Raw genomic sequence first — 23,336 nt, 5'->3', positions numbered from 1 at the left:
CCTCCTTCACGCCCGCGACAGCGCGGGCCGCGTCTCGCTTCCCGCCGCCCGCTCCGCCTTCTCCCTCGATCGCTCCCCGAGCACCACCGGTGTCGGCGAGGTCACGCGCCCGCGGCGATCCTTGGCGACGCGGACCATCAACCGCCCCTCGGCGACCTGCTCGAGCTCCAGCCGCATCGCGACCGGCAGCGGCATCGGCCGCGCCGCCTGGCGATCGGTGAGGAGCAGGATCGTCCCGTCGCTCCCCTCGGTCGCCAGGGCGAGCTTGCGCACCACATTGACCCACCGCGCGAGGTCCTCCTCGCGGCGCCCCGCCGCGGGCGCGCCCCGCTCCCCTTTCCCCGCGCCCTGACCGAAGGCCCCCGGGACCCCGGCCACGTCGATCACGAGCACCGCGAATGCCCGGCTCATCGCCATCCGGACCGCGACCTTGGCGAGCATCTCCACGGGGGGCCGCGCCACGAGCAGCCGGCTCAGGTCGACCCCCGCACGCGCGACCGCCGGCGCGAAGAGCGAGCCGCTCGGGTCGATCCACGCGCACCACGCGCCCGCCGTCGCGCTCGTCCCGCGCAGCCGCGCCTCCACCTGCGCCGACGCGCACGCAGAGAGGGCGAGCGAGGTGGAGCGCCCCAGCCCCCGCGGCGCGGCGAGCTCCACGACCGCCCCGCGCGGAAGACCCCCTTCCGGGAGCGCGTCGTTCATTTCCTGTATACTGAGCGGCAGCGTCTTGGCGCGCGCTTCGAACTCGGGAAGGGTGTGGCGCAGGAGGTCCCGGGCGAGAGGGGCGGCAAGAGCGGCGGGCGACATACTGAACATGGTACCAGTGCCCTCGCGAAGCTGCCAACTTTGCTGGACGAACAAAGTCCTACCTGTGCCCGTCGCGTTCCCCTTTCGCCCTTCAGGACGGCGGAATGCCCTCGTCGGCGATCTGTGATCGGCAGGGTGACAGGACGGCGGGGATGAGGGGAATGCCCGTCCTGGGTTCTTCAATAAGTTCGGCCTGCGGCCTGTCGACCTGGAGACCGCCGAGGGCTGGCACGGCGCTCCTGTTGGCGCGCTGGCGGAGCATCTGCCGCTTCGACGTCAATGCGGCGGAGCGGTCGCTCCGGGGACAGCGGCCGGCTCGGGCACGTCCCCGATGTAACGGGAGCTCGGTCGGATGAGCCGCCCCGCGCGCCGCTGCTCGTCGATGTGGGCGCACCAGCCGGCGACCCTCCCCACCGCGAAGGTCGGCGAGAAGAGCGCGCGCGGCAGCCCGAGCGCGTCGAGCAGCACCGCCGTGTAGAACTCGACGTTCGCGCGCAGCGGGCGCTCCGGGTGCCGCGCGCGGAGGGCCGCCTCCGCCGCCCGCTCGACCGCGCGCGCCAGCGCGAGCCGGGCGCCTTGCGCCCTGCCGGCCGTCCGCCCGAGCCGCTCGATCGCCCGCTCGAGCACCGCCGCCCGCGGATCCCTCACCCGGTAAATCCGGTGCCCCATGCCCATGATCCGCCGTCGCGCCGCGAGCTCCGCCTGGACCCAGCGCTCGGCGCTGCCCGGGGACGGCGCGCCGCCCTCGCCCGCCGCCCCGATGGCGTCGAGCATGTCGAGCACCGGCCCCGGCGCGCCGCCGTGGAGCGGCCCCTTCAGCGCGCCGATCGCCGCGACCACCGCCGAGATCGCGTCCGACCCCGTCGAGGTGATCACGCGCGCGGCGAAGGTGGACGCGTTCATGCCGTGATCCGAGACCGTCACGAGGTACGTATCGAGCTCGCGCGCCTCGGCCTCGCTCGCCGCCGCGCCGCGCACCATGCGCAGGTAGTCGGCCGAGAGCCGGAGCGCCGGATCGGGCGCGACCGGCTCCTCGCCCGCGCAGCGCCGCGACCAGGCCGCCGCGAACGTCGCGACCGCCCCGGCGATCGCCGCGGGCAGGGCGTCGCCCCGGTGGTGCGCGACCGCGGCGCGGAGCGCGTCCATGCCGTCGCCCGCGTCGAGCGCGTCCCCGAGCCGCCCGAGCAGCGCGAAGGCCCGCGTCCGCCCCTCGGCGATCGCTCCCCGGAGCGACTCGCGCTCCGACGTCGACGGCAACGCGCCGCCCCAGAGCAGCCCGCACGCGTCCTCGAAGGTCACCCCGCCGTCGCCGGCGAGCGCCTCGACGTCGTGGCCGGCGAGGGTGAGCCTCCCCCGCTCCCCGTCCACCTCCGAGAGCCGCGTCTCCGCCACCACAACACCCTCCAGGCCGCTCGCGAGCGGCGCCGCCATGTCCCTCATTCCGATCACCTCCACCGAGGACATGTTGGGCATCGCATGAAGTTGATCAACCTTGATTGTACAATCAACCATGCACGCTATCGAAGCGCGTCGAGGATGCCGCCGGGCGCGGGTCGCCCAGCCCGCGCCTCCCCGGCTCGGGCGCGGCGCACGGTGGGCGCTCGCGGGCGGCGGCCAGGCGACGCGCGGCCCGCGCCTGCGCGAAGAATCCCGGCGAGGACCGGGGAAGCCGGTGCTAGGAGGGACACAGGCGCCCGGCGATCCGCGGGCCGCGCCTCACGCACCGGTGGACAGGATCTGGAGCTGACGTTGATGGGCCATCATGGTTGATCTACCTGAATCGGAGCAGCGGCCCTCGGCGTACGTGACCGGCGCCGAGGCGGCGGAGCTGCTCGGCGTGAAGCGGGAGACGCTCTATGCGTACGCGAGCCGCGGCGTGCTCCGGGGCGTGCCCGGCGGGCGAGGGCGCGCGCGGCTCTACCTGAGGGCGGACATCGAGCGGCTCAGGGCGCGGCATGACGCGCGCGCCGGCCACGGCCCGGTCGCCGCCGAGGCGCTCCGGTGGGGCGAGCCGGTGCTCGAGTCGGCGCTCACCGCGATCGGCCCGCGCGGGCCCCTCTACCGGGGCAAGGAGGCGGTCGCGCTGGCGCTCGAGGACGTGCCGTTCGAGGCGGTCGCCGAGCTCCTGTGGACCGGCGAGCTGCCGGCGGAGGGCGCGCCGGCGGCGCGACCCGGTCGGCTGGGCGTCCGCCCGGCGAAGCTCGCGGCGCTCCTGCCGGAGGGCGCGCCGCCGTTCACCGCGCTCGCGCTCGTGGTGCCCGCGCTCGGCGCGCACGACGCGACCCGCCACGTGGGCGCGCCCTCGGGCGACGGGCGCATCCCCACGAGCGACGCGGAGCGCGCGCGGGCGCGGGCGCTCGTGCGATCGCTCGCGGCGCTCGTCGGCCTCGGGCGGGAGGCGGGCAGGGCGACCGCCGCCCTCGAGGCCGAGGGGACGGCGCGGCGCCTGCTCGTCGCCCTCGGCGCGAACCCCACGAAGAAGGCGGAGCGCGCCGTGAACCGGGCGCTGCTGGTCTCGGCCGATCACGAGCTGAACGCCTCGACGTTCGCGGTCCGGGTGGCCGCCTCCACCGGGGCCGACCTCTACGCCTGCGTCAGCGCCGGGCTCGCGGCGCTCTCCGGCCCGAGGCACGGCGGCGCCAGCGACCGGGTGGAGGCCCTGGTCGCCGAAGCAGGCCGGCCCGAGCGCGCCGCCGCCGCGGTCCACGAGCGGCTGCGCCGCGGCGAGCCCATCGCCGGCTTCGGGCACCGGCTCTACCCCGAGGGCGACCCCCGCGCCCGGGCGCTGCTCGACACGGCCCGGGCGCTCGCGCCGCAGAGCGCGGCGCTGCGCACGGTGCTCGCGCTCGTCGACGCTCTGCGCGACGCCGGCCACGACCCGCCGTCGCTCGACGTCGGCCTCGTCGCGATCGCTGCAGCGCTCGGCCTGCCGGCCGGCTCCGCGGCGGCGCTCTTCGCGGTGGGGCGCGCCGCGGGGTGGATCGCCCACGCGTTCGAGCAGCGGGAGGCCGGGTACATGCTGCGGCCCCGCGCCCGGTACACCGGGCCCTGATCGCCGCGCGCCCGCGCTCTAAAAATCGACCTGCATGCCGAGCTCGACCACCCGGTTGGGCGGCAGACCGAAGTACGCCGTGGCCGGCCGCGCGTTCCGCGAGATGAACGCGAACAGCCACTTCCGCCACCGGGACATCTTCGAGCTCCCCGTCGTCAGCAGCGTCTCCCGGCCGAGATAGTAGCTCGTCCGCCCGAGATCGATGTGGAGCCCGTGCCGCTTGCACCCCTCCAGCACCGACGGGGCGTTCGGCGTCTGCATGAAGCCGTAGCACGCCGTCACCTGATAGATGCCCTCGCCCCGAGGGATCACCGTCATGCGCCGCACCTCCGGCACCTCCGGCACGTTCAGCGCCTGGATCGAGAGGAGCACCACCTGCTCGTGAAGCACCTGGTTGTGCTTCACGTGGTGCAGCAGGATCGGCGGCGTGCCCTCCGGGCTCGACGCCATGAAGACCGCCGTCCCGCGCACCCGGTGCGGCTTCACGCGCTTCACGTCCTCGAGGAACGTGTCGAGCGGCAAGATCACCGACTTGATCGCCGCGGCGAGGTGCTTGCGCCCCGTCTTCCACGTCGTCATCACCGTGAAGATCGCCGCCCCCATCACGATGGGCACCCAGCCCCCGTGGAAGAACTTGGCGCTGTTCGCCGCGAAGAACGCGAGATCGATCACCAGGAAGAGCCCGGCCAGCGGGAGCGACTTCCAGACCGGCCAGCCCCACGTCTTCCGCGTGACCACGTAATAGACCACCGTCGTGATCCCCATCGTGCCCGTGACGGCGATGCCGTACGCGGCCGCGAGCGCGCTCGAGCTCTTGAAGGCGAGCACCAGCACGAGGCACGAGATCAGGAGCCCGCTGTTCACCTCGGGGATGTAGATCTGCCCCGCCTCGTCCTTCGAGGTGTGGACCACCGTGACGCGCGGGAAGTACCCGAGCTGCACCGCCTGCTGCGTCAGCGAGAAGGCCCCGGAGATGAGCGCCTGGGATGCCACGACCGTCGCCGCGGTCGCGATCGCCACCGTGGGGTAGAGCGCCCACGACGGGACCAGCGCGTAGAACGGGTTCGCCGCGGCGGCCGGGTCCTCGAGCAGCTTGGCGCCCTGGCCGAAGTAGTTGATGAGCAGCCCCGGCCAGACGATTGTGTACCAGGTGTACTTGATCGGCCTGCGGCCGAAATGACCCATGTCGGCGTACAGCGCCTCGCCGCCCGTGATGCAGAGGACGACCGCGCCGAGGATCAGGAAGCCGTGCACGTTGTTCTCGACGAAGAAGCTCACCGCGTAGGTCGGTGAGACGGCCCGGAGCACGCCGGGGCTGTGGAGGATCTCCTTGGCCCCGAGCAGCGTGAGCGCCACGAACCACACGAGCGTCACCGGCCCGAAGATCGTCCCGACGCCGGCCGTGCCGCGCTTCTGCACGAGGAACACGGCGAGCAGCACGGCGCACGTGATCGGCACGACGGCGGGCTTCAGCGTCGACGTCGCGACCTCGAGGCCCTCCACCGCCGAGAGCACCGAGATCGCCGGCGTGATCACGCCGTCGCCGTAAAGGAGCGCGGCGCCGCAGAGGACGAGGAGCACGAGGAGGCCGCGACCCTCGCCCTTGCGCTCGCTGTTCGGGACGAGCGCGAGCAGCGCGAGGATGCCGCCCGCCCCCTCGTTGTCAGCCCGCGTGATGAACGTCACGTATTTGACGGTCACCACCATCATCAGCGCCCAGAACATCAGCGAGAGCACGCCGAGCACGTTCTGCGGCGTCGGATCGACGTGATGCGGGCTGATCGGGCTGAAGCACTCCTTCATCGCGTAGAGGGGGCTCGTCCCGATGTCGCCGTAGACGACCCCGAGCGCCGCGAGCATCAGCGGCCACGTCTTCTTCGGGCTCGATCCGTGAGCGCCCTCGGCCGACGCAGACGCCGCGGGGCGCTCTGCGCCCGGGGCCGGTTGTGGGCTTATCGTCATGGGGCGCGAATCCTACTCCATCGCGAGCGCCCCCCGCGAGGAGGCGGGGCGCGCCGTCTCAGCCGAGCGCGCGCGCCGCCGCGGTGAGATCGTCGATGAAGCGGGAGAGCTCGGCTTGCCTGGAGACCTCGTCCGGCATGCGCAGGATCGACGCGGGGTGCACGGTCGCCAGCGTGCGCGGCGCGAGCGGCGAGGCGACGATCTGGCCGCGATCGCGCGTGACCCGGAACGAGCTGCCGAGCAGCGCCTGCGCCGCCGTCGCGCCGAGGCACACCACGATCGCCGGCTGCACCGCCGCGATCTCCGCGGCGAGCCAGGGAAGGCACGCGCGGATCTCGCGCGCGTCCGGCTTCTTGTGGATGCGGCGCTTGCCGCGCGGCTCCCACTTGAAGTGCTTGACCACGTTGGTCACATACGCCCGGCGCCGATCGATCCCCGCCGCCTCGAGCGCGCGATCGAGCAGCTGCCCCGCCGGGCCAACGAACGGCTTGCCGGCCAGATCCTCCCTGTCGCCCGGTTGCTCGCCGACGAGGAGCACGTCCGAGCGCGCCGCGCCCTCGCCGAACACCGTCTGCGTCCCCCGCTCCCAGAGCGGGCACGCCCGGCAGCCCGCGGCGGCTTCGCGCAGGCGCGGCAACGAAGGATCGCTGGGGACCAGGGCCGCCGCCGTCGCCTCGCCGGCACCGGCGTCGCGCCCTGCTGCATTTCGTCTCGCCACGGTCGCCATGGATTCCCCTGAAGCATCGCGCGTGCCACCCGCGCGGCGGCGCTTCCTCGCGACGCGGCGCCGCGCTCGAACGCGCCGCGTCGCGAGGAAGCGCGGCCGAGCCGTCTTGACGGCTCCGGGTGGCCTTCCCATAGTGCCAAGGTCCCTCGAATTGACCCACCAGTCAGCATGCCCCGCCTCGCCGATCGCCGCGCCAGGATCGAGTTGCTCCGCGCCGCCGAGGCGGCCTTCACCGAGCGCGGCCTGGCCGCGGCGCGGGTCGAGGACATCACCGAGCGGGCCGGCGTCTCGAAGGGCGCCTTCTACCTGCACTTCCACAGCAAGGACGACTGCTTCAAGCAGATCGTCGAGACCTTCATCGCGCGGCTCGCGGGGTGCGTGCAGCTGCCGCTCATCGCCATCGAGGGCGTCGATCGAGCCCCGGTGAGCGAGTTCTTCAAGCGGCTCCTCGCCCACGACATCGAGGTGCTCGAGTTCTGCTGGCAGAACCGGGCGCTCCTCAAGATGATGCAAGCAGGCGGCGGCGGGGCCCCCTACGCCTACCTGATCGACGAGTTCGCCCAGCGCGTCGCGTGCCTCGTGGAGAGCCGCGTCCGGTACGCGATCGACATCGGCCTCTACCGGCGCGACCTCGATCCGAGCGTCATCGCGGCGCTCATCTCGGGCGCCTTCGATCGCCTGGTCCGCAAGCTCATCGACGCGCCCTCCAGGCCAGATATCGCCGACTGGTGTGCGCAGGTGCTCCAGCTCTTCATGCACGGCCTGCTCACCCCGGAGGCGCGCGCCGTCGCTGACCTGTCGGTCACGGAAGCGCCGCCGCGCAGCGCGCGGCAGACCGCCGGCTCGGCTCCTGCCTCAGGCCCGAGCCGCGAGCGCCGGCGCTCGAAGGCCAAGACGACCTGAGGCGCGCGCCACCTGCCCGCGGCCCTCGGCGACGGCTGCGGTGCACGCCGACCGCGGCCCGTCGTCAACCGGCGACGGTGAGCCGAGCCCGCCGTCGAGCGCCAGGGCGCCGGAAGTAGGGAATTACCTGAGCCAGCACGCGGATCCCCTGTCCAAACACGGCAAATGTACAGGAAATCCCTGACGAGTGATTCCTCATTGCCCTAGCGGTCGGTCGAGCTGCAGCTGAGGTAGAGCTAACAGTCAACCGGGACTTCGGCCTCGGGACAGTGAGGGGGGAGGAGCGGGGAGTCGGAGGGGAATCGCCCGGGCGACCCGGAGGAGCGCAGCCATGGGGGAGCGGTCCTGATCGTTCAACCGCGCCATGGTGACCATCGCGCGCTCTGTCCGATAACAGGCGCTCTCCGGGCGGTTCTCCGCAGGGGAACGGGGCTGTCGAGGGGGGCTGTATGAGCACACGATCGGGTTGCGACAGACGGTTGATCCAGGAGCTGATCCGGCAGACGTGCCGTTCGCTCCAGTGGCGCGCCGACACGGAGACGTCGATCGCGGACAGGATCGAGGTCGCCCTCGCCGAGCACGCGCTCCACGTCTCCACCCCCGACGTCGACCTGCGCGTCCGGCTGACCCCGGACTTCGCGCTCGCCATCGCGATACGCGTGCTCTCCTTCGGCGATGACGCCGAGGAGTCCCTGTGCAAAGCCCTCTTTCAGGACAGGTCGCTCATGGCGGAGCTCGTGAAGTCAGAGTGGCAGCTCGTGCGCACCGCCTGCAGAACGGCCGAGCGGACCGCCGGAAGGCTGGTGCTGCTCACGACGGTACCTGAGGCGTGAGGCGGAGAGCAGGACGCGCCCCCAGAGCTCGCGCAGAGGGCTCACGGCGGCAGACCGGCGGGAACGTGACACAGCGGCGTACTCGCATCCTCGACCCGGCGCCACGACGAGCTGACCCCTGGAAGCTGCTGTCGAGAAGAGCGAGGAGCACCGCATGACGCGGCCAGGCCCACGAGGCGATGCAGATGGCGCCCCAGACCACCTACAGCATCTACGTTCGCTTCCGGGGCAGGCGGCTCGCGCTCATGAAGCACATCCGCTCGCTCGAGACGGCGCGCGCCTCGTTGCGGGCCCTGCGGGCCGAGCGGTTCCACGACGCGGATCAGGTGTTCCTCGTCAACGACGCGACGAAGCAGGTTGTCGACGAGCGGGGGTGGGAGGACGGCCGGGAGCCCAGCGCGGACCGGGAGCTCGGCGTCAGCCTCCGCATAGGCGCCGATGACCAGCGCGGGGAGCGCGCGCACGAGGCGGGGAACCAGGCGGATCGAGCGCAGCAGGAGGCGCACGAGGCCCCCGCGCCGCGCGCGGCGCCCGCCGAGCACGAGGCGCGGGCCGAGGACAAGGCGCGGCGCGAGCCGCCGGAGAGGAGGTTGCCGAGGGTCGAGAGCCCGGAACCCCCGCGCACACGTCTGCGCCGCGCGATGGCGGCAGCCCAGGTCGCCCGGGCGCGCCACGACGCCGCGCTGGAAGCCATGACCAGGCTCCAGCCCAGCGGGAAGATGGATGAAAGGACGCTGGTGAGGCTCAACGACTCCGCCCGCATGGCGTCCGACCGATCGGCGCACGTCATCGAGCAGCTCGAACAACTCCTGAAGCGCCTGGAAGGGGCGCGCTGAGCAAGCGTGGGGTGGCCGCCTGGCGCCGTGTCCGGCGCTCCGCGCCGGCAAGGACAGGCACGTTGACCGATCGTTCGCAGCAACCCTAGCTTCGCCCCTGTCAGATCCCGCGGCAGCGAGACGCCAGAGAGAACGCTTCACCGTTCAAGCCAACAATGCCGGAACAGAAGAAGTCACGCCGGACGCAATTCAGGGCACCTGGCCACAGCGACGCCGCGCCCCATTCCGGCAGGGCGGCTGCGCCGAGGCGCGCGCCGGACCCGCTTCAGGACGCCGGGGAGGAGGCCGCGGCGGGCGAGCCGCACTCCGGGAACGAGCGGCGCTTTCCGGTCGTCTGCGTCGTCGCGTCGGCCGGTGGACGCGGCGCGATCGCGGAGCTCCTCCGGCGGATGCCGAGCAGGGACACGAGCCTCTCCCTCGTCCTGAGCTACAGCGCAGATCCTGGGGAGATCCCGGTCCTCGAGCTCGCGGCGCAGAGCAGCCCGCTCCCCGTGACCGAGCTTCGGCCAGGGGCGAGGCTCATGCCAGGTCACGTCCAGGTCCTGCCCCCGGACACGCGTGCGACGCTCGACGGTGTTCGCGTCGAGCTCGCGCCGCGCGGCGAGGGCGGCCCGAGCCCTGCCGATACTTTCCTGCGCTCGCTCGCGATCGAGCTGGGGTCGAGCGCGGTGGGCGTCGTGCTCTCCGGCGTCGGGAGCGAAGGTGCCCTCGGGCTCAAGGATGTGAAGGCGGAGGGCGGTGTCACGTTCGCGGAGGACCCGCGCACCGCCGAGTGGCCGGCGCTCCCGCGCAACGCCATCGCGGCCGGAGGCGTCGACTTCTCCCTCGGCGTCGAGGCGATCGCGGCGGAGCTCGTGCGGATGGGCCGCCCCGGTCGCGGGCTCACCCCGGGCCTCGCGCAGGGCACATCCGTGGGGGTGGACCCGGATCTCGGCAAGCTCTTCCGGCTGCTTCACGCCGCGGTGGGCGTGGACTTCAGCCACTATAAAAAGAGCACGCTGAAGCGCCGCATCCAGCGTCGAATGACGCTCCACAAGCTCGCTGCCCTGCAGGAGTACCTCGATCAACTGAGAGCGGACCCGGACGAGCTCGAGCATCTCTACCAGGAGCTCCTCATCAAGGTGACCACGTTCTTCCGCGATCCGGGCGCCTTCGCCGCGCTGAAGACCCACGTGTTCCCGGTGCTCATGCACAAGAGGCCGCAGGACTCCCCTGTTCGCCTCTGGGTGCCGGGCTGCTCGACGGGCGAGGAGGTCTACTCTCTCGCGATCTCGCTGCTCGAGTTCCTCGAAGCCGACGCGAGCGACAACGCGGTCCAGATCTTCGGCACCGACCTGAGCGAGACCGCCATCCAGCAGGCGCGCGCCGGGATCTACGTCGATAGCATCTCGTTCGACGTCTCGCCCAGCCGGCTGCGACGCTTCTTCGTCAGGGTGCACGGCGGCTTCCAGGTCAACAAAGCGGTCCGCGACCTGTGCATCTTCTCGCGCCACAACGCCGCGGCCGACCCGCCCCTCGCGAAGCTCGATCTCATCAGTTGTCGCAACCTGATGATCTACCTGGAGCCGAGCCTGCAGCGCCGGCTGCTGCACACCTTCCACCAGGCGCTCAAGCCCACGGGCTTCTTGCTCCTCGGCTCCTCCGAGAGCATCAGCACGATGTCCGACCTGTTCGGGGTCGTGGACAGGACCCACAGGATCTTCTGCAAGCGCGCCGCCTCCGAGGGGACCTGCTCGCCCGGCCTCCCCGCCGCGCTCGCGCCCGCGCTGGAGCCCGCGCCCGCGCTGGAGCCCGCGCCCGCGCTGGAGCCCGCGCCCGCGCTGGAGCCCGCGCCCGCGCTGGAGCCCGCGCCCGCGCTGGAGCCCGCGCCCGCGCTGGAGAAGGAGAAGCCACGGAGCGCCGAGGGGCTCATCATGGACGCGGTGCGCAAGGAGGCCGACGCCATCGTCATGGCGCGCTACGCCCCGGCCGGCGTGGTGGTCGACGAGGAGATGCAGATCGTCCAGTTCCGGGGCAAGACAGGGCCCTACCTCGAGCCGGCGCCGGGCGACGCCAGCCTGCACCTCTTCAAGATGGCCCGGGAGGGGCTCCTGCTCAGCCTCCGGGCTGCCCTCGACGCATCGATGAACTCGGGCGCGATGGCCCGCAAGGAGCAGATCAAGGTCCGGCAGGGAGACAGGCGCCGGGACGTTGACGTCGAGGTGTGGCCGCTCAAGGTGCGGCTCCCGCAGGGGCGCTGTTTCCTCGTCATCTTCTCCGAGTCGGGCGGGCCCTGGCTGGATCGGCCAGGCGACGATCCGGCCCAGAGCGATCCCCGGAAGGATCTGGAGATCGCCCAGCTCCGCAGGGAGCTCGTGACCACGAGGGAGTACCTCCAGTCGCTCATCGATGAGCTGGAGGCAACGAACGAGGAGCTCCTCTGCACGAACGAGGAGCTCCTCGCGAGCAACGACGAGCTGCACCGGATGAACGACGCGCTCGAGTCCGCCCACGAAGAGCTCCGGTCGACGAACCAGGAGCTGACGGCCATCAACGAGGAGCTCTGCAGCAGCAATGTCGCGCTCGGACTCGCCAACGACGATCTGCGCAACCTCCTCGGCAGCATGAACATCCCGGTCCTGATGGTCGACGCGGACCTCCGGATCCGCCGCGTCGCCGGCGCGGCCGACAAGCTGCTCGGCCTCGTCGCGAGCGACGTGGGCAGGTCGATCCTCGAGGTGAAGCCGAGGAGCGCGGTCGACATCGCGCCCGTCGTCGCCGAGGTGCTCGACACGAGGAGCACCGTCGAGCGGCAGGTCGAGGATCGCGAGGGGCGCCTCTATCTCATGCGAGCGCGCCCCTTCCGGACCACCGGGAACGAGGTGGACGGCGCGGTGATCTGCTGGCTGGAGAGCGACGCGCCGAGGCGCGCCGGGCGCGAGCTCGCGGGCGCGCGCGATCGCATCTCCGCCGTCTTCGAGGTGCTGCGCCACCCGTTCCTCCTGCTCGACGGCGAGCTCCGGATCCGCGCGGCCACCCGGCGGTACTGCGAGCTGTTCATGGTCCCGCTCGGGGACATCGAGGGGCGGCCCCTCTCCGCCCTCGACGCCGGGTGGAACACCCCGCAGCTCGAGCAGCGGCTCCGGGACGTCCTCCGCCGCAGCGCCGCGCTTGTCGACTTCCGCCTCGAGGCCGTGCTCGCGCACGCCGGGCGGCGGACGCTGTCGTTCTCCGCCTTCCGGCTCCAGGCCGACGAGGGCGAGCTCCCGGCGCTGCTGCTCGTCGTCGAGGACAGGACGGGGCCCGAGAAGGACGAGCCCCCTCCGCCGGGGCTACGGCCAGCGCGCCGCGCCGGCCCCGACTGACGCGCTCATCGCCGCCGCGCCCGCCAGTCCCCCGAGTCGATGCGGGGACACCCCAGCGCCTGGCCCGCAGGCATCAGGTACGCCTCGCAGGGCGCGCCCCCGTCGAGCTGGATCGGCTCGCGCCGGAAGAGATCGGGGCAGCCCTCGTAGACGTCGAGCGAGGCGAGCGTCTCCCGATCCGGCTCGTAGAGCTCCCCGAGGACCGCGTTCGAGCCCCCGCGCACGAGCGCCGGGTAGGCGCCGAGGTCAACGAGCTCGAACGACCGAGCGGTGCGCGCGCCCCCGAGGTAGCGCGCGCGCCCGAGCAGCCCGTGCGAGCGCTCGCCCCGCATCAGCGTGCCGTAGACGAACAGGGGCACGACGCCGTCACCGGCAGTGCTGTTCGACCGCGGCGAGCAGCTGCTCGAGGTTGATCGGCTTCTTGAGGAACTGCGCGGCGCCGAGCGAGGACACGAACTCGTCGCGGCCTGTCGCCGAGATGATCACCACCGGGATCGACGCGAGCTCCGGGTCCTTCTTCTGCTCTGCCCTGAACTGCCAGCCATCCATGATGGGCATCATCAGATCGAGCAGGATGAGGCCAGGCCTGGGATCCGTTCGAAGCGCGCTGAGCGCCTCGCCGCCGTGCGCCGCCGACGCGACGGCGTAGCCCTCCTCTTGCAGGAGCTCGGCGAGGGTCTCTCGAATATCCGGATCATCATCGACAACGAGGATCCTCTTCAAGGGAGTGGCAGGCACGGTGCATCAACCACTATGCGAAAGCCTGACGTCACGGCGAAACAGGGAAAGCCCTGAATCCCTGCTCGGGGTCCGCTTGATCAGGCCTGTTCTGCGAGGAAGGGGGCGCATGAAGGTCTCTCTGCGGCAATGGGCGCCGCGGGGGGCATCTCGGAGCGGAGCCCGCTCGATCGACGCCCCTCACGCCGTGGACCCGCGCGGAGTCAACGGTCCTCAAGCCGGACAGGTCATCGGGCAGGAGGGGTTCGGGCGTGCGCATCGTGCTCGATCGTCGGCGGTCGAGCCCGATGTTACAGCACGGTCGCGCTCCGGCGAAGCCGCTCTCTGTCCGATCTGCGGCCTGCCAGGGTGAGCATCGCGCGGCTCGGTCGCGCTCCACCACGTCATGAGCCTGCGATCGTACCACCGGCGCGGGGGTGCGCAGCAGGGCGGCCCACCGGAACAGCGGCGCGCGACACCGCCGCGCCGCGCGGATCGAACGGGCAGCGTCAACCTTCCTGGCCCGCGGAGCCGAGCACCACCTTCGCAAGGGTGCTCAGCAGCACATCGATGTCCACCGGCTTCGGGATGAGCGCGGCCGCGTGCAGCCGCTCGGCGATCGCCTGCATCTCGTGGGGCAGGCGGGCCGAGAAGATCATGAGGGGAGAGGGCGTGCCGAGCCGCGCGATCTCGGAGACGAACCGGTCCGTCGTCATTCCCGGCATCGTCAGATCGAGGAGGACGGCGTGGAAGCGTCGCTCCGCGAGCGCGTCGAGCACCGCGCGCGCGGTCGCGGTCAGCTCGACCTCGTACCCTTCCAGCGTCAGGAGCTCCTGCAGCATTGCCGCAGTGTCAACGTCGTCCTCTGCAACCAGGATCACGTGCTTGCCACACATGGCTCCCCTCGGCTTTCCTCGGAAACGGGGGCCGCTCCGCGGGGCGGCGCGCCCTCTTTCCCCCACGCACGGAGGAGCGACGCTCGACGCGACGCGAGCCCCCACTGGCCAGCAACCGGCGCAGCGCAGGCCCGCTCGATGACGATGACCGACCCGGCGTGACGAATCACCCGGGCGAACGATCTGCGCAGTCCAGAGCGCTCACCGCGGCGCGCCACGTCCACGCCACGAAGCGCGCAACCCGACAGACCGCCGCACTCCGGCGATCCGGTACGTTCCTTTCCCCCTCTTTCGCCCCGGGCACTATGAAAGCCCGGACGCGCTCCGGATGCAACTCCGGACGCGAGCGCCGGACGTAAGCCTGGGCGTAACCCCGCACGCCCTCGGAGCGGACGGGAGCGGGAGCCAACAGAGAGCGCGAACGGACTCCCCGACGGGCGAGACACCCTGGTAGACTCCCATGGATGCCTGGCGAACGCCGCGTCGCGCTACTCGCGATGGAGTCAACCATGCCGGACGGTGGGGGAGCGCCGTTCAGCCATGGAATCCGTCGTGTCGAAGCTTCTTTGCTCGCCGATCCGGAGCTCGCCGGCGTGCCGATCCATGGGATCGACGCGCAGACGAGGGATCTCGACGCGTGGATCGCGGAGGTCGAGACCGTGGACGCGGACGTGGTCGGCCTCGCCGCGCACGTCTGGTCCTTTCCCACGTTCATCGAGGTCGCGCGCCACCTCCAGCGCAACCGGCCGGGGCGCACGATCGTCCTCTGCGGTCCCCTCGCGCGCCCCGCGATGTTCGCGCTCGCGCCCTGGCGCGACGCCGCCGCCAGCATCGACGCCCTCGTGTACGGCAACGAGCTCACGTTCCGGAACATCGTCCGCCTGAGCGAGCGCTCCTCCGAGGCGCTGCGCACCGTGCCCGGGCTGCACGTCTTCACGGCCGACGGCTGGGTCTCCACGGGCGAAGCGCCTCACGTGACGCCCGACGAGCTCCCCTCGCCGATCCGGATGAAGCTGCTCCCGACCGATCGCATCGTCCCGATCGAGATCTGCCGCGGCGGCGTCGTGAGCTGCCCGGCGTGCGGCGTCTCGACGGGCGACGCCGGCGCCGGCGTCTTCTCGGAGGCCTACCTCGTCGAGGAGCTGAGCGCGCTCCGCGACGCCGGCGCCCCGGGCGCGCAGGTCGTGGACGCCCCGCTCAACCTGAACGCTGAGGCGTTCCGGAACCTCGTGGCCGCGGAGAAGCAGGTCGGCTTCTTCAAGCAGGCGACGCTGATGGCGTCGATCGATCCGGAGCACGTGCACGACGAGCACCTCGAGTTCCTCCGCGGCGCCGCGCGCGTGTCCCTCGAGGCGCGGCTGCCGCCGCTCAACAAGGACACCGGCGACGGCACGCAGCGCCCCTTCCGGGAGTCGAAGTTCGCGAAGGTGATCGAGGAGCTCTCGACCTTCACGGACATCGAGGTGGACATCCTCCTCGGTCTGCCAGGCGACGGCCCCGTCACGTTCCGGCGCACGCTCGAGCGCGCGCGCGAGCTGCCGTGCAAGGTCCGCATCTTCCACAGCCTCGTCCTTCCGGACGACCTCATGACCCGCGCGCCCGCGTCGTTCGAGCTCCGCTTCGACCCGTTCACGCTGATGATGCGCTCGTGCCTCGGCTGGTCCGAGGACGCGCTCTCCCGCGAGCGCAGCCGCCTCATCGAGATGGCGTACCGCGAGGGCGGGGAGATCACGCCGGACATGTGGTCGTTCCCCGGGCCGCGCGAGATGCGGCGGCCGGCGATGCCGCTCGGCAGCGGCGTGGTCCCGCCGGGCGGGGAGATCCGGGTCGAGGGCGCGACGACGCTCGCGCCGGCGGGGCAGGATCTGCAGCGCGTGCTCGAGCTCGGGATCAAGGAGGCCACCTCCGGCGGGTGGACCTTCGTGGAGGCCTCCGCGCGCCCGGGCGAGATCGTCGTCATCATGAAGACGCGCGACGGCGCGCTGGTCGTCGAGATGCGCCCCGCCTCGCCCACGGAGAACGCCTACAAGGTGGTGGACGGCGTCGCGTTCGGCTACCGCTCGCCGCGCGGCGTGAAGATGAGCGACGGCGCGCTCCGCCTGCTCGATCGCGTCCTCCAGCGCCTCCACGCGCCGGCGCGCACGGCGCTCGGCCTGTCGACGCAGGACGGCGGCCCCGGCTCGGCGCGGGTGCGGCGCTTCCGCGCGACGCCCTCCTGACGCCGCGACGCTACTGCGCTCCTTCGCGATCCGTGCTCTGCCAGGCGGCGGGCGCCAGCGCCGCGTCGGCCCGAGGCGGTATCGATGCGATGGGGCGGGGCGCCGAGAGGAGCTGCTGCCGGAGCGCCTCCAGGAGCGCCGGCGGGAGCTCCTGGTGGTCCACGATGTAGGGGTGGACCTGGCGGCTCTTGCCCCGGATGCTCAGGGCGCCGGTCGGCTGCGTCGGGACGCAGTCGTCGAGGTTCGCGTACGTCGACTGGCAGATGATGATCTTGGAGCCGAGCTCCTTGTTGAACTGCTCGAGGCGCGAGGCCGTGTTTACTGTATCTCCGATGCAGGTGTATTCCATTCGCTGGAGCGACCCGATGTTGCCGGAGATGACGGTGCCGGTCGCGATCCCGACGCCCATCTTGATCTCGCCGCCGCCGAGGAGCTGCCGCTGGTTCATGCGCTCGAGGGCCTGCACCATCTCGATCGCCGCGATCACGGCGCGCTTCGGCGCGTCCTCGACCGAGAGCGGCGCGCCAAACACCGCCATCAAGCCGTCGCCGATGTACTTGTCGAGGGTGCCCCCGTAGCGGAACACGATGTCGACCATCGCCGTGAAGTACTCGTTCAGGAACGAGACCACGACCTCCGGCTCGACCGACTCGGTGAGCGGCGTGAAGTTGCGGATGTCGGTGAACATCACCGAGACGTGCCGGCGCGTGCCGCCCAGCTTGAGCCGCCCCGGGTCGGACAGGACGAAGTCGACGAGGTCCTTCGAGAGATACCGGCCGAGCTCCTGCTTCTCGCGCTCGAGCCGGAGACGGCCCAGGGACTCGATCTCGGCGCGGAGGACCAGGTTGCGCGACATCCGCGCGATGATGCCGGCGACGACGCCCGGGAGCGCGATGAAGAGGACCTGCTGGCACTGGTCCGCGATGTTGATGGCGTTCTGTCCGTAGACGGACACCGGGCTGATCGGGATCGCGCCGGAGTGGACCGTGATCGCGAGCACGACCGAGTTGAAGAGGGCCGACAGCCCCGCCGAGTACAGGCACGCCGCGAGGCTGTAGCGGAAGCCCGACATCAGGTTCCAGAGCACGTAGACGGTCGCGAGGTAGCTCGAGAAGTACTCGATCATCCCCGAGTGGTTCCTCGCCGTCGCCAGCGCTGTGAGCGTCAGGAGCGCGAGGTCGACGAAGATGCTCACGTACTTGAGCCAGCCCGCGTAGGCGCCGGGGCGCAGCCGGAAGAACGCGTAGAGCAGGAGCGAGAAGGCGAGGTACCCGCCGATCTGGATCGCGAAGACCTGGTTCGCGGCCGGCGTGTTGACGGTCCACACGTGCGTGAACGTGTAGGCGGAGAGCAGCGCGAACACGAACCGGACGTGGTTCACGATCTGCTCTCCGCGCATCTCCTGCGCCTGGAGGATCCGCACGATCTCCGTCGATTTCTCGATGCTCATGCGCGCCGCTCTCCTCCGCGCCACCGCCGCGACCACGCCGCGGCGAACCCGCGCGCGCACAGCGCGGTCGTCAGCGCCCTGCCCTGGTGGTGCCCCTCGCGGCCGTGCTTCATCGGCGCCCGGTAGAGCGGCTCGGCCGACCAGGAGCCGTCCACGAGCTGGTGCTCGCCGAGGTAACGCAGCCCCCGCTCCACCATCAGCGGGTCCGGCGACGACGTCATCGCCGCCCCCTCGAGGCACGCGGCCGTGCGGAGCGGCGTCCCGAAGCCGCCGTCGAGCCGCTGCGCTCCGAGCATCCGCGACAGGGTCGCGGCCTCGACCGCGGCGACCTCGGTGGCCCACCGCGCCTCCCCTGCCCTCTCCCGGTAGAGGCGCGCGAAGCGGAGGAACGCGAGGTCCGTGTACGACGCGTCGTAGAAGCAGGCGCCCTCGATGCCGCCCTCCGTGGCGCCGTCGAGCACGCGCCGCACGTTGGCGTCGATGAGCCGCGCGAACCGCTCCGCGTCGAACGACAGCAGGCCCGCGAGCAGGTTCAACCGGACCGCCGCGCAGTCGTCGCCGGCCCACGCCGCGCCCGGCGTGGTTGGCCCCGCAGGCCCGCGGTAGAACCAGGTCGGCACGACGCCATCCTCGCCCACGTTGGTCAGCATGACCTCGACCCACGTCTCGGCGCGGTCCCGGGCGGCGCCCGTCTCGGCGACCAGCTCGAGCATGATCGAGAGGTCGTCGGCGTCCGGCGGGAGCTCGCGGAACGCGCCGAAGTAGCGGAGCTCTCCGGCCGGGATCTCGTCGAGCAGCGCCGCGGCGTCGGCGCGGACGTCGCGCCCGACCTCCCCGATCTCGATCAGCGCCTTCAGGATCGTCGCCCGCACGAACCAGTGCCCGACCGGCTTCTCGCGCGACCCGAGCACGCCGAAGCGCTGCACCTCCCAGGACTCCGACCACGGCGCCGCCTCCACGAGAAACGCGACCGCCGCCTGCAGATCGGCGCTCGCGTCCTCGCGCGGCGCCCGGTCGCCCTGCGGCCGCGATGGCCCGAGCGCCGCGCCGGCGTCGAGGAGATCGCGGAACGACATCAGCCCCTCGAAGAAGCGGAGGCGCTCGCCGAGGGCGTCGACAAGCTCGCGCTGGGCCTCGACGAGGCCGCGCTCGGTCGGGCGCGATCGAGGCGAGCTGACCGCCGCCTCGCGGGCCGACGCGAGCGTGCCGCGCATGCGCGCGGCGAGCGCGGCCCGGTAGGGGCGGGTCGCGAGCAGGCCATGGATCTCGCGGCGGCGCACGGGGGACGCGCGCTCGCCCGAGAGCGCGCGGAGCAGCGGAGGAGCGAGATCCGCGCCGCGCAACCAGAGCGCGAGGAGCGGCGTGAGCGTCGGCGCCGCCAGGTCCGGCGCGGCCGGATCGAGCCACAGGCGCACGAGCCCGTCGAGCAGCGCGAGCGGCTCGGCCACGGCCTCTGCGAAGCGGCGCGCCGGCGCGAGATCGTCGCCTGCAACGAGCGAGATCGCCGTCCACAGGGCGACGACCTCGCGCGAGCCGGCGGCGTCGGCGCACCCCGCCGCGGCGTCCGGCCCGGCGCCCACGACCACCGGGTTGCGGCGCCACGAAGCCTCCTCGAGCTCGGCCAGGTCGACGAGCCAGCGGCGCGCGCGCGCCTCGTCCGCGTGACGCGCGAGGAGACGCGCCGCGAGCGCGCCCCGCGCGAGCGCGTCCGGAGCGCCCTCGACGCCGCCGGCAGCCACCGCGGCGATCGCCACGGCGACGTCGCCAGCCGCGGCGGGCGAAGACACGCGGCCGCAAAGCCGGAGCGCCCAGCTGGCCCACGGGATGCCGTGACCCGGCGGAGCGCCCACGCCGCGCGCGAGCGCGAGCGCCCCCCATGCCGTGTCACCGCGCCGGAGCGCCCCCGCGGACAGCAGCGCCGACCAGGAGCGCTCGCACGCCCCCCTGTCCTCCGGCTCGATCCAGGGCCAGACGGCGGTCGCCCCTGAGGCAGGGGACAGCGTCACATACCGACTCCGCCGTCACGCGCCGCGGTCGCGATGGCCGCATCGACCGCTTCGGGCGTCGAGGTCGCGGCGTCGCGGATGCGCTGGAGCGTCTCCGGTCCGACCTCGTACCCCTCCGCCTCGATGGTGCTCTCGGGAGCGGCAAGGAGCTGCTGGCGGAAGCTCGAATCCACAACGGCACGACCGATGAGCTCTGCCTCTGTTTTCTTCGACATCACGACTCCTCGCTTTCTCGCTCGGGAGGCTAGGAGACCTCCAAACGGCTAGCAAGTACAAGCAGGCGCCTCCGCGGGTGCTCGCGTCCGCGGCGCACCGCGTCCGCGCGCCGGTTCAGCGCGGCGCGCCGCCGTTCGCGACGGGCTCGCCGGTGAGCGCGCCGAAGAACGCGAGGAATACGCGCCGCTGGATCTCGGTCATGTACTGCCCGCGCTTCTTGCAAAAGCGCGCGGCGTCGGGCAGCCCGAGCGCCCTGGCGGCGACCTCGGCGCGAGCGAGCTCACAACGCGCCTCCTCCAGGATGGCGTCGAAGCCGCCACGCGCGAACAGCTGCGCGCGCAGGGCCGTCGCGCCGCGCCCCGCGGGATCGTGACGCGGCTCGCCTCCGGCGAGGGCGGCGCCGCTCGGCTGAGGCTGTCCTCCATCCCTCGCTTCGGCCTGCGCTCCGAGCCGAGCGAGCACGTACGTCGCGTTCCCGAGCGCGCGATCCTTCTCGGCGTGCAGCAGGTCCGCGAACAGCTGGTGCGCTGCGGCGAGCGCCGAGACGAACTCCTCGAGGACCGCGAGGTGCTCCGCCTGCGACAGCGCGAACAGGGCCGCGGCCGCGGGGAGCACGAGCGGGCGCGAGCGGGCGAGCACCCGCCGGAACGTGGCGGCGTCGCGCGGACCTGCGCCCCGGTGCAGCCGCCGCTCGAGGAGCATCGCCTCGCCGTATCCCAGCCAGACCTCCTCGAAGAGGCCCCAGAACGGGCTCCCGCCGGGCAGCGAGCGAGCGAGCAACGCCTGGTGGCGAGCGAACAACGCCCCGGACAGGAGCACCGCCGCGCCGGGCTCGCCGACCCCTTCGTCCAGCAGGTCGTCTTCGATGCGGACGTGCAGGTATCCGACCGCCGCCGCCTCGGCGAGATCGACAGCGAGCGGCGGAAGCGCCCGCGATCCGGCGTCCGGCTCGGGCGCCGGCCCGCCGGGCCGCGTCGCGACCCAGAGCGGCAGCTCGAGCACCGGAAGCGCCGTCGGGTGGGAGAAGTAGCCCTCGCCCGGCTCGCCCTCGAGGAGCCTGAGGCGCGCGGCGAGCGCATCGAACAGCGCGCCGAGCTCGCCCCCGAGCCGGCCTCGGAACGACGTGAGTCGCCTCAGCACCTCGGCCTCGAGCCGCGGCGCGACGTCGCCGACGTCGCCCTGCGCGCTCTCGCCTCCTCCCCCTGCGCGGCTGTCCTCGCTCATCCCACCTCTGGCCGGGGCGCGGCGGCGCCGCCTCGGGCGACGCTAGCACGAGCAGACTCGTCCCAGGGGCGGGCGCAGCCGACTTTGCCAGGAGCGCCGCCCGTGCGACACTCGGCGACTTCACGAGATCGGAAACCATGATCGACTCCGAGCGTTTCGCCGAGCGTCACGGGGACATCACGACCGACGCCCGCGCTGACGTCCTCGATTTCCGCGACACCCTCTATCGTCCGACGATGATCGAGGTGCCTCCGGTCATGCCACCGGAGCGCTTCATGGACTACGGCGTGCCCGTGCTCGACCAGGGCAGGAACAACGGCTGTACCGGCTTCACGGTGGCCACCGTGGCCCACTTCCTGCTGCGCAAGCGCAAGGTCTCCCCGGAGTACGGCCTCGTGAGCCAGAACATGGTGTACACGATGGCGCGCCGATACGACGAGTACCCGGGCGAGGACGACGCGAGGGGCTCCAGCCTGAGGGGCGCCATGAAGGGCTGGCACAAACACGGTATTTGCTCTTGTGAGCAGTGGCCGTGGGACCCGAACGATCTCCACGGCACGCTCACGCCGGAGCGCGCCGCGGACGCGATGCTCCGGCCGCTCGGCCTGTATCAAAGGGTGAACCACAAGGACCTCCCGGCGATGCACAACGCCCTCGCGGAGGTCGGGATCATCGCGGCCTCGGCGCTCATCCCGTTCAACGGCTGGTATTACGGGACGCAGAAGAGCGGCATCATCCCGCCGGTCGACAAGACGAACCCGTTCATCGCGCCCTGGGGCGGCCATGCCTTCACGATCGTGGGGTATGACGCGGAGGGCTTCTGGCTCCAGAACTCCTGGGGCCCCGGCTGGGGCAAGAGCGGCTTCGGGCGGCTCTGTTACGACGACTGGCTCCAGTACGGCTTCGACGCGTGGGTCGGGCGGCTCGGCGTCCCCATCCGCCTGAGCCAGCCGCGCTCGCTGCGCCCGCTCACGTCCGCGAGCCGCACGTTCGCCAGCCTGCGACCGCACCTCATCAGCGTCGACATGCACGGTCAGCTCCAGCAGCGCGGGGCCTACGGCACGTCCTCGGAGGACGTCCGCATCATCATGGAAGAAGACTTCCTGAGCGCGACCGAGGGCTGGAGGCGCCGCCGGCTCCTGCTCGTCGCGGGCGGCGGGCTCCGCCGGCAGATCGACGCCATCAACCGGATGTCGCGCCTCCGGCCGAAGCTGCTCGGCCACGAGATCTATCCCCTGGAGCTCCTCTGGGACACCGACCACTACCCGCGCCTCCTCGAGATCCTCCACCGCGCCACGGAGGGCCGCCGCCACGACGGCTATGATCCCAGGGCGTTCGGGTTCATGATCGATCGGCGCGACGACGCCCTGGAGCCGCTCGTCCGGCGCATGGGCGGCAAGGCCGAGTGGGATCGCATGAAGCTCGCCGCGGGCGACGCGACGATGGACGCCGATCACGGCGGCCTCCGCGAGATGATCGGCCGCCTCGCGTCGCTGATGGACAGGGATCCGAGGATCGAGCTCCACCTGGTCGCCCACTCCAGCGGCACGTTCCTGCTCGCGCCGCTGGTCCAGCTGGTCACCTCGGAGAAGGGCAGGAAGATCGAGGGCGGTCCGATGCGGGGTCAGCTCGGGCTCGGGCTCCCGATCGATTCGCTCTCCCTGCTCGCTCCGGCGAGCGCCATCGACGCGTTCCGCGACACGTACATGCCGTCGATCAAGAGCGGCATGGTCCGCCGGTTCGCCCTGTTCACGCTCACGGACGAGGCGGAGCTCCAGGACCACTGCGAGGTGTACGGCAGGTCGCTCCTCTACCTGGTCTCGAACGCGCTCGAGCGGCGCCCGCGGGTGCCCGGCACGAGCGGCGTCTCGCTGCTCGGCATGGAGGCGGGGCTCCTCGACCCGGAGAACGCCGACGTCCTCGCGCTCCTCACGGAGAACAGGGAGGATCGGCCCACCGTGTTTCCGCGGGCGGAGTGGATCAAGGGGCCCAACACGAGGCCCCCTCCGCACGGCTCGGAGGCGCGACGGCACGAGGACTTCGAGAACGACGCGACCACGTGGAAGTCCGTCATCGCCCGCATCCTCAACCAGCCGTTCGCCGATCACCTGCCGCCGATGTCGGCGCGGGATCCGTGGTGAGCG

General features: G+C 72.1%; 18 protein-coding genes. 7 read left to right on the top strand and 11 right to left on the bottom strand.

Going from position 1 to position 23,336, the window contains the following annotated elements:
* Positions 1–6 precede the first annotated feature (6 nt).
* Together WME75_RS09005 and WME75_RS09000 are read right to left on the bottom strand one after the other, a co-directional pair.
* Positions 7–702: a recombinase A gene (locus WME75_RS09005; protein WP_437488563.1), complete on the bottom strand. Its 696-nt coding sequence runs from the start codon at positions 700–702 to the stop codon at positions 7–9.
* Positions 703–1,083: 381 nt separating this feature from the next.
* The gene (locus tag WME75_RS09000; RefSeq protein WP_437494774.1) at positions 1,084–2,271 is read right to left on the bottom strand and encodes a citrate synthase; all 1,188 of its coding nucleotides are present in this window, start codon (positions 2,269–2,271) and stop codon (positions 1,084–1,086) included.
* Positions 2,272–2,569: 298 nt separating this feature from the next.
* Here WME75_RS09000 and WME75_RS08995 point away from each other — a divergent pair, with 298 nt between their 5' ends.
* Positions 2,570–3,859: a citrate synthase family protein gene (locus tag WME75_RS08995; protein ID WP_437488561.1), complete on the top strand. Its 1,290-nt coding sequence runs from the start codon at positions 2,570–2,572 to the stop codon at positions 3,857–3,859.
* 18 nt (positions 3,860–3,877) lie between these two features.
* Here the strand turns inward: WME75_RS08995 and WME75_RS08990 are convergent, their stop codons facing one another.
* Both WME75_RS08990 and WME75_RS08985 read right to left on the bottom strand, forming a co-directional pair.
* A complete protein-coding gene (locus WME75_RS08990) occupies positions 3,878–5,821 on the bottom strand; it encodes a potassium transporter Kup (protein WP_437488558.1) in 1,944 nt (647 codons plus the stop codon).
* Between the two features lie 58 nt (positions 5,822–5,879).
* Positions 5,880–6,548, bottom strand: a complete 669-nt coding sequence (locus WME75_RS08985) for a UdgX family uracil-DNA binding protein (RefSeq protein ID WP_437488555.1) — start codon at positions 6,546–6,548, stop codon at positions 5,880–5,882.
* Positions 6,549–6,716: 168 nt separating this feature from the next.
* Here WME75_RS08985 and WME75_RS08980 point away from each other — a divergent pair, with 168 nt between their 5' ends.
* The 4 genes from WME75_RS08980 to WME75_RS08965 all read left to right on the top strand — a co-directional run bounded on the left by WME75_RS08980 (position 6,717) and on the right by WME75_RS08965 (position 12,464).
* Complete coding sequence (locus tag WME75_RS08980; protein WP_437488552.1) at positions 6,717–7,451, top strand: TetR/AcrR family transcriptional regulator; 735 nt, start codon at positions 6,717–6,719, stop codon at positions 7,449–7,451.
* A gap of 449 nt (positions 7,452–7,900) precedes the next feature.
* Positions 7,901–8,284 (top strand): hypothetical protein, encoded by a 384-nt coding sequence (locus WME75_RS08975; protein WP_437488550.1) that lies wholly within the window; start codon positions 7,901–7,903, stop codon positions 8,282–8,284.
* A 185-nt stretch (positions 8,285–8,469) separates the two neighbouring features.
* Positions 8,470–9,120, top strand: a complete 651-nt coding sequence (locus WME75_RS08970) for a hypothetical protein (RefSeq protein ID WP_437488547.1) — start codon at positions 8,470–8,472, stop codon at positions 9,118–9,120.
* A 155-nt stretch (positions 9,121–9,275) separates the two neighbouring features.
* On the top strand, positions 9,276–12,464 hold the full coding sequence (locus WME75_RS08965; RefSeq protein ID WP_437488544.1) for a CheR family methyltransferase: 3,189 nt from the start codon (positions 9,276–9,278) through the stop codon (positions 12,462–12,464).
* A 5-nt stretch (positions 12,465–12,469) separates the two neighbouring features.
* Here WME75_RS08965 and WME75_RS08960 read toward each other — a convergent pair whose 3' ends face one another.
* The 3 genes from WME75_RS08960 to WME75_RS08950 all read right to left on the bottom strand — a co-directional run bounded on the left by WME75_RS08960 (position 12,470) and on the right by WME75_RS08950 (position 14,077).
* On the bottom strand, positions 12,470–12,823 hold the full coding sequence (locus tag WME75_RS08960) for a gamma-glutamylcyclotransferase family protein (RefSeq protein ID WP_437488541.1): 354 nt from the start codon (positions 12,821–12,823) through the stop codon (positions 12,470–12,472).
* 7 nt (positions 12,824–12,830) lie between these two features.
* Entirely contained in the window at positions 12,831–13,187 is a 357-nt protein-coding gene (locus tag WME75_RS08955; protein ID WP_437488538.1) for a response regulator, read from the bottom strand.
* Between the two features lie 503 nt (positions 13,188–13,690).
* The gene (locus WME75_RS08950) at positions 13,691–14,077 is read right to left on the bottom strand and encodes a response regulator (RefSeq protein ID WP_437488535.1); all 387 of its coding nucleotides are present in this window, start codon (positions 14,075–14,077) and stop codon (positions 13,691–13,693) included.
* Between the two features lie 509 nt (positions 14,078–14,586).
* On the opposite strand from WME75_RS08950, the gene WME75_RS08945 reads away from it, so the two are divergent.
* Positions 14,587–16,296 (top strand): B12-binding domain-containing radical SAM protein, encoded by a 1,710-nt coding sequence (locus WME75_RS08945; RefSeq protein ID WP_437488533.1) that lies wholly within the window; start codon positions 14,587–14,589, stop codon positions 16,294–16,296.
* Between the two features lie 10 nt (positions 16,297–16,306).
* On the opposite strand, the gene WME75_RS08940 is transcribed toward WME75_RS08945, so the two are convergent.
* The 4 genes from WME75_RS08940 to WME75_RS08925 form a co-directional block, all read right to left on the bottom strand.
* Entirely contained in the window at positions 16,307–17,746 is a 1,440-nt protein-coding gene (locus WME75_RS08940) for an adenylate/guanylate cyclase domain-containing protein (protein WP_437488532.1), read from the bottom strand.
* Positions 17,743–19,752: a hypothetical protein gene (locus tag WME75_RS08935; RefSeq protein WP_437488530.1), complete on the bottom strand. Its 2,010-nt coding sequence runs from the start codon at positions 19,750–19,752 to the stop codon at positions 17,743–17,745. The genes WME75_RS08940 and WME75_RS08935 overlap by 4 nt, the downstream gene beginning before the upstream one ends.
* Positions 19,749–19,967, bottom strand: coding sequence for a Franean1_4349 family RiPP (locus WME75_RS08930; protein ID WP_437488528.1), 219 nt, complete (start codon positions 19,965–19,967; stop codon positions 19,749–19,751). The genes WME75_RS08935 and WME75_RS08930 overlap by 4 nt, the downstream gene beginning before the upstream one ends.
* Before the next feature lie 115 nt (positions 19,968–20,082).
* Positions 20,083–21,192, bottom strand: a complete 1,110-nt coding sequence (locus tag WME75_RS08925; protein ID WP_437488526.1) for a geranylgeranyl pyrophosphate synthase — start codon at positions 21,190–21,192, stop codon at positions 20,083–20,085.
* Positions 21,193–21,329: 137 nt separating this feature from the next.
* Here WME75_RS08925 and WME75_RS08920 point away from each other — a divergent pair, with 137 nt between their 5' ends.
* Positions 21,330–23,333, top strand: a complete 2,004-nt coding sequence (locus WME75_RS08920) for a C1 family peptidase (protein WP_437488524.1) — start codon at positions 21,330–21,332, stop codon at positions 23,331–23,333.
* Positions 23,334–23,336 lie beyond the last annotated feature (3 nt).

The sequence above is a fragment of the Sorangium sp. So ce1014 genome, assembly GCF_051521505.1.
Taxonomy (GTDB): Bacteria; Myxococcota_A; Polyangia; order Polyangiales; family Polyangiaceae; genus Sorangium.
The sequence above is the reverse complement of the archived record's forward strand: the minus strand, read 5'-3'. Positions and strand labels throughout refer to the sequence as shown.

Bases quoted from the DNA above. Each gene is read 5' to 3' on its own strand.
- WME75_RS09005 (WP_437488563.1), bottom strand. From the start codon at position 702: ATGAACGACGCGCTCCCGGAAGGGGGTCTTCCGCGCGGGGCGGTCGTG.
- WME75_RS09000 (WP_437494774.1), bottom strand. From the start codon at position 2,271: ATGTCCTCGGTGGAGGTGATCGGAATGAGGGACATGGCGGCGCCGCTC.
- WME75_RS08995 (WP_437488561.1), top strand. From the start codon at position 2,570: ATGGTTGATCTACCTGAATCGGAGCAGCGGCCCTCGGCGTACGTGACC.
- WME75_RS08990 (WP_437488558.1), bottom strand. From the start codon at position 5,821: ATGACGATAAGCCCACAACCGGCCCCGGGCGCAGAGCGCCCCGCGGCG.
- WME75_RS08985 (WP_437488555.1), bottom strand. From the start codon at position 6,548: ATGGCGACCGTGGCGAGACGAAATGCAGCAGGGCGCGACGCCGGTGCC.
- WME75_RS08980 (WP_437488552.1), top strand. From the start codon at position 6,717: ATGCCCCGCCTCGCCGATCGCCGCGCCAGGATCGAGTTGCTCCGCGCC.
- WME75_RS08975 (WP_437488550.1), top strand. From the start codon at position 7,901: ATGAGCACACGATCGGGTTGCGACAGACGGTTGATCCAGGAGCTGATC.
- WME75_RS08970 (WP_437488547.1), top strand. From the start codon at position 8,470: ATGGCGCCCCAGACCACCTACAGCATCTACGTTCGCTTCCGGGGCAGG.
- WME75_RS08965 (WP_437488544.1), top strand. From the start codon at position 9,276: ATGCCGGAACAGAAGAAGTCACGCCGGACGCAATTCAGGGCACCTGGC.
- WME75_RS08950 (WP_437488535.1), bottom strand. From the start codon at position 14,077: ATGTGTGGCAAGCACGTGATCCTGGTTGCAGAGGACGACGTTGACACT.
- WME75_RS08945 (WP_437488533.1), top strand. From the start codon at position 14,587: ATGCCGGACGGTGGGGGAGCGCCGTTCAGCCATGGAATCCGTCGTGTC.
- WME75_RS08940 (WP_437488532.1), bottom strand. From the start codon at position 17,746: ATGAGCATCGAGAAATCGACGGAGATCGTGCGGATCCTCCAGGCGCAG.
- WME75_RS08930 (WP_437488528.1), bottom strand. From the start codon at position 19,967: ATGTCGAAGAAAACAGAGGCAGAGCTCATCGGTCGTGCCGTTGTGGAT.
- WME75_RS08925 (WP_437488526.1), bottom strand. From the start codon at position 21,192: ATGAGCGAGGACAGCCGCGCAGGGGGAGGAGGCGAGAGCGCGCAGGGC.
- WME75_RS08920 (WP_437488524.1), top strand. From the start codon at position 21,330: ATGATCGACTCCGAGCGTTTCGCCGAGCGTCACGGGGACATCACGACC.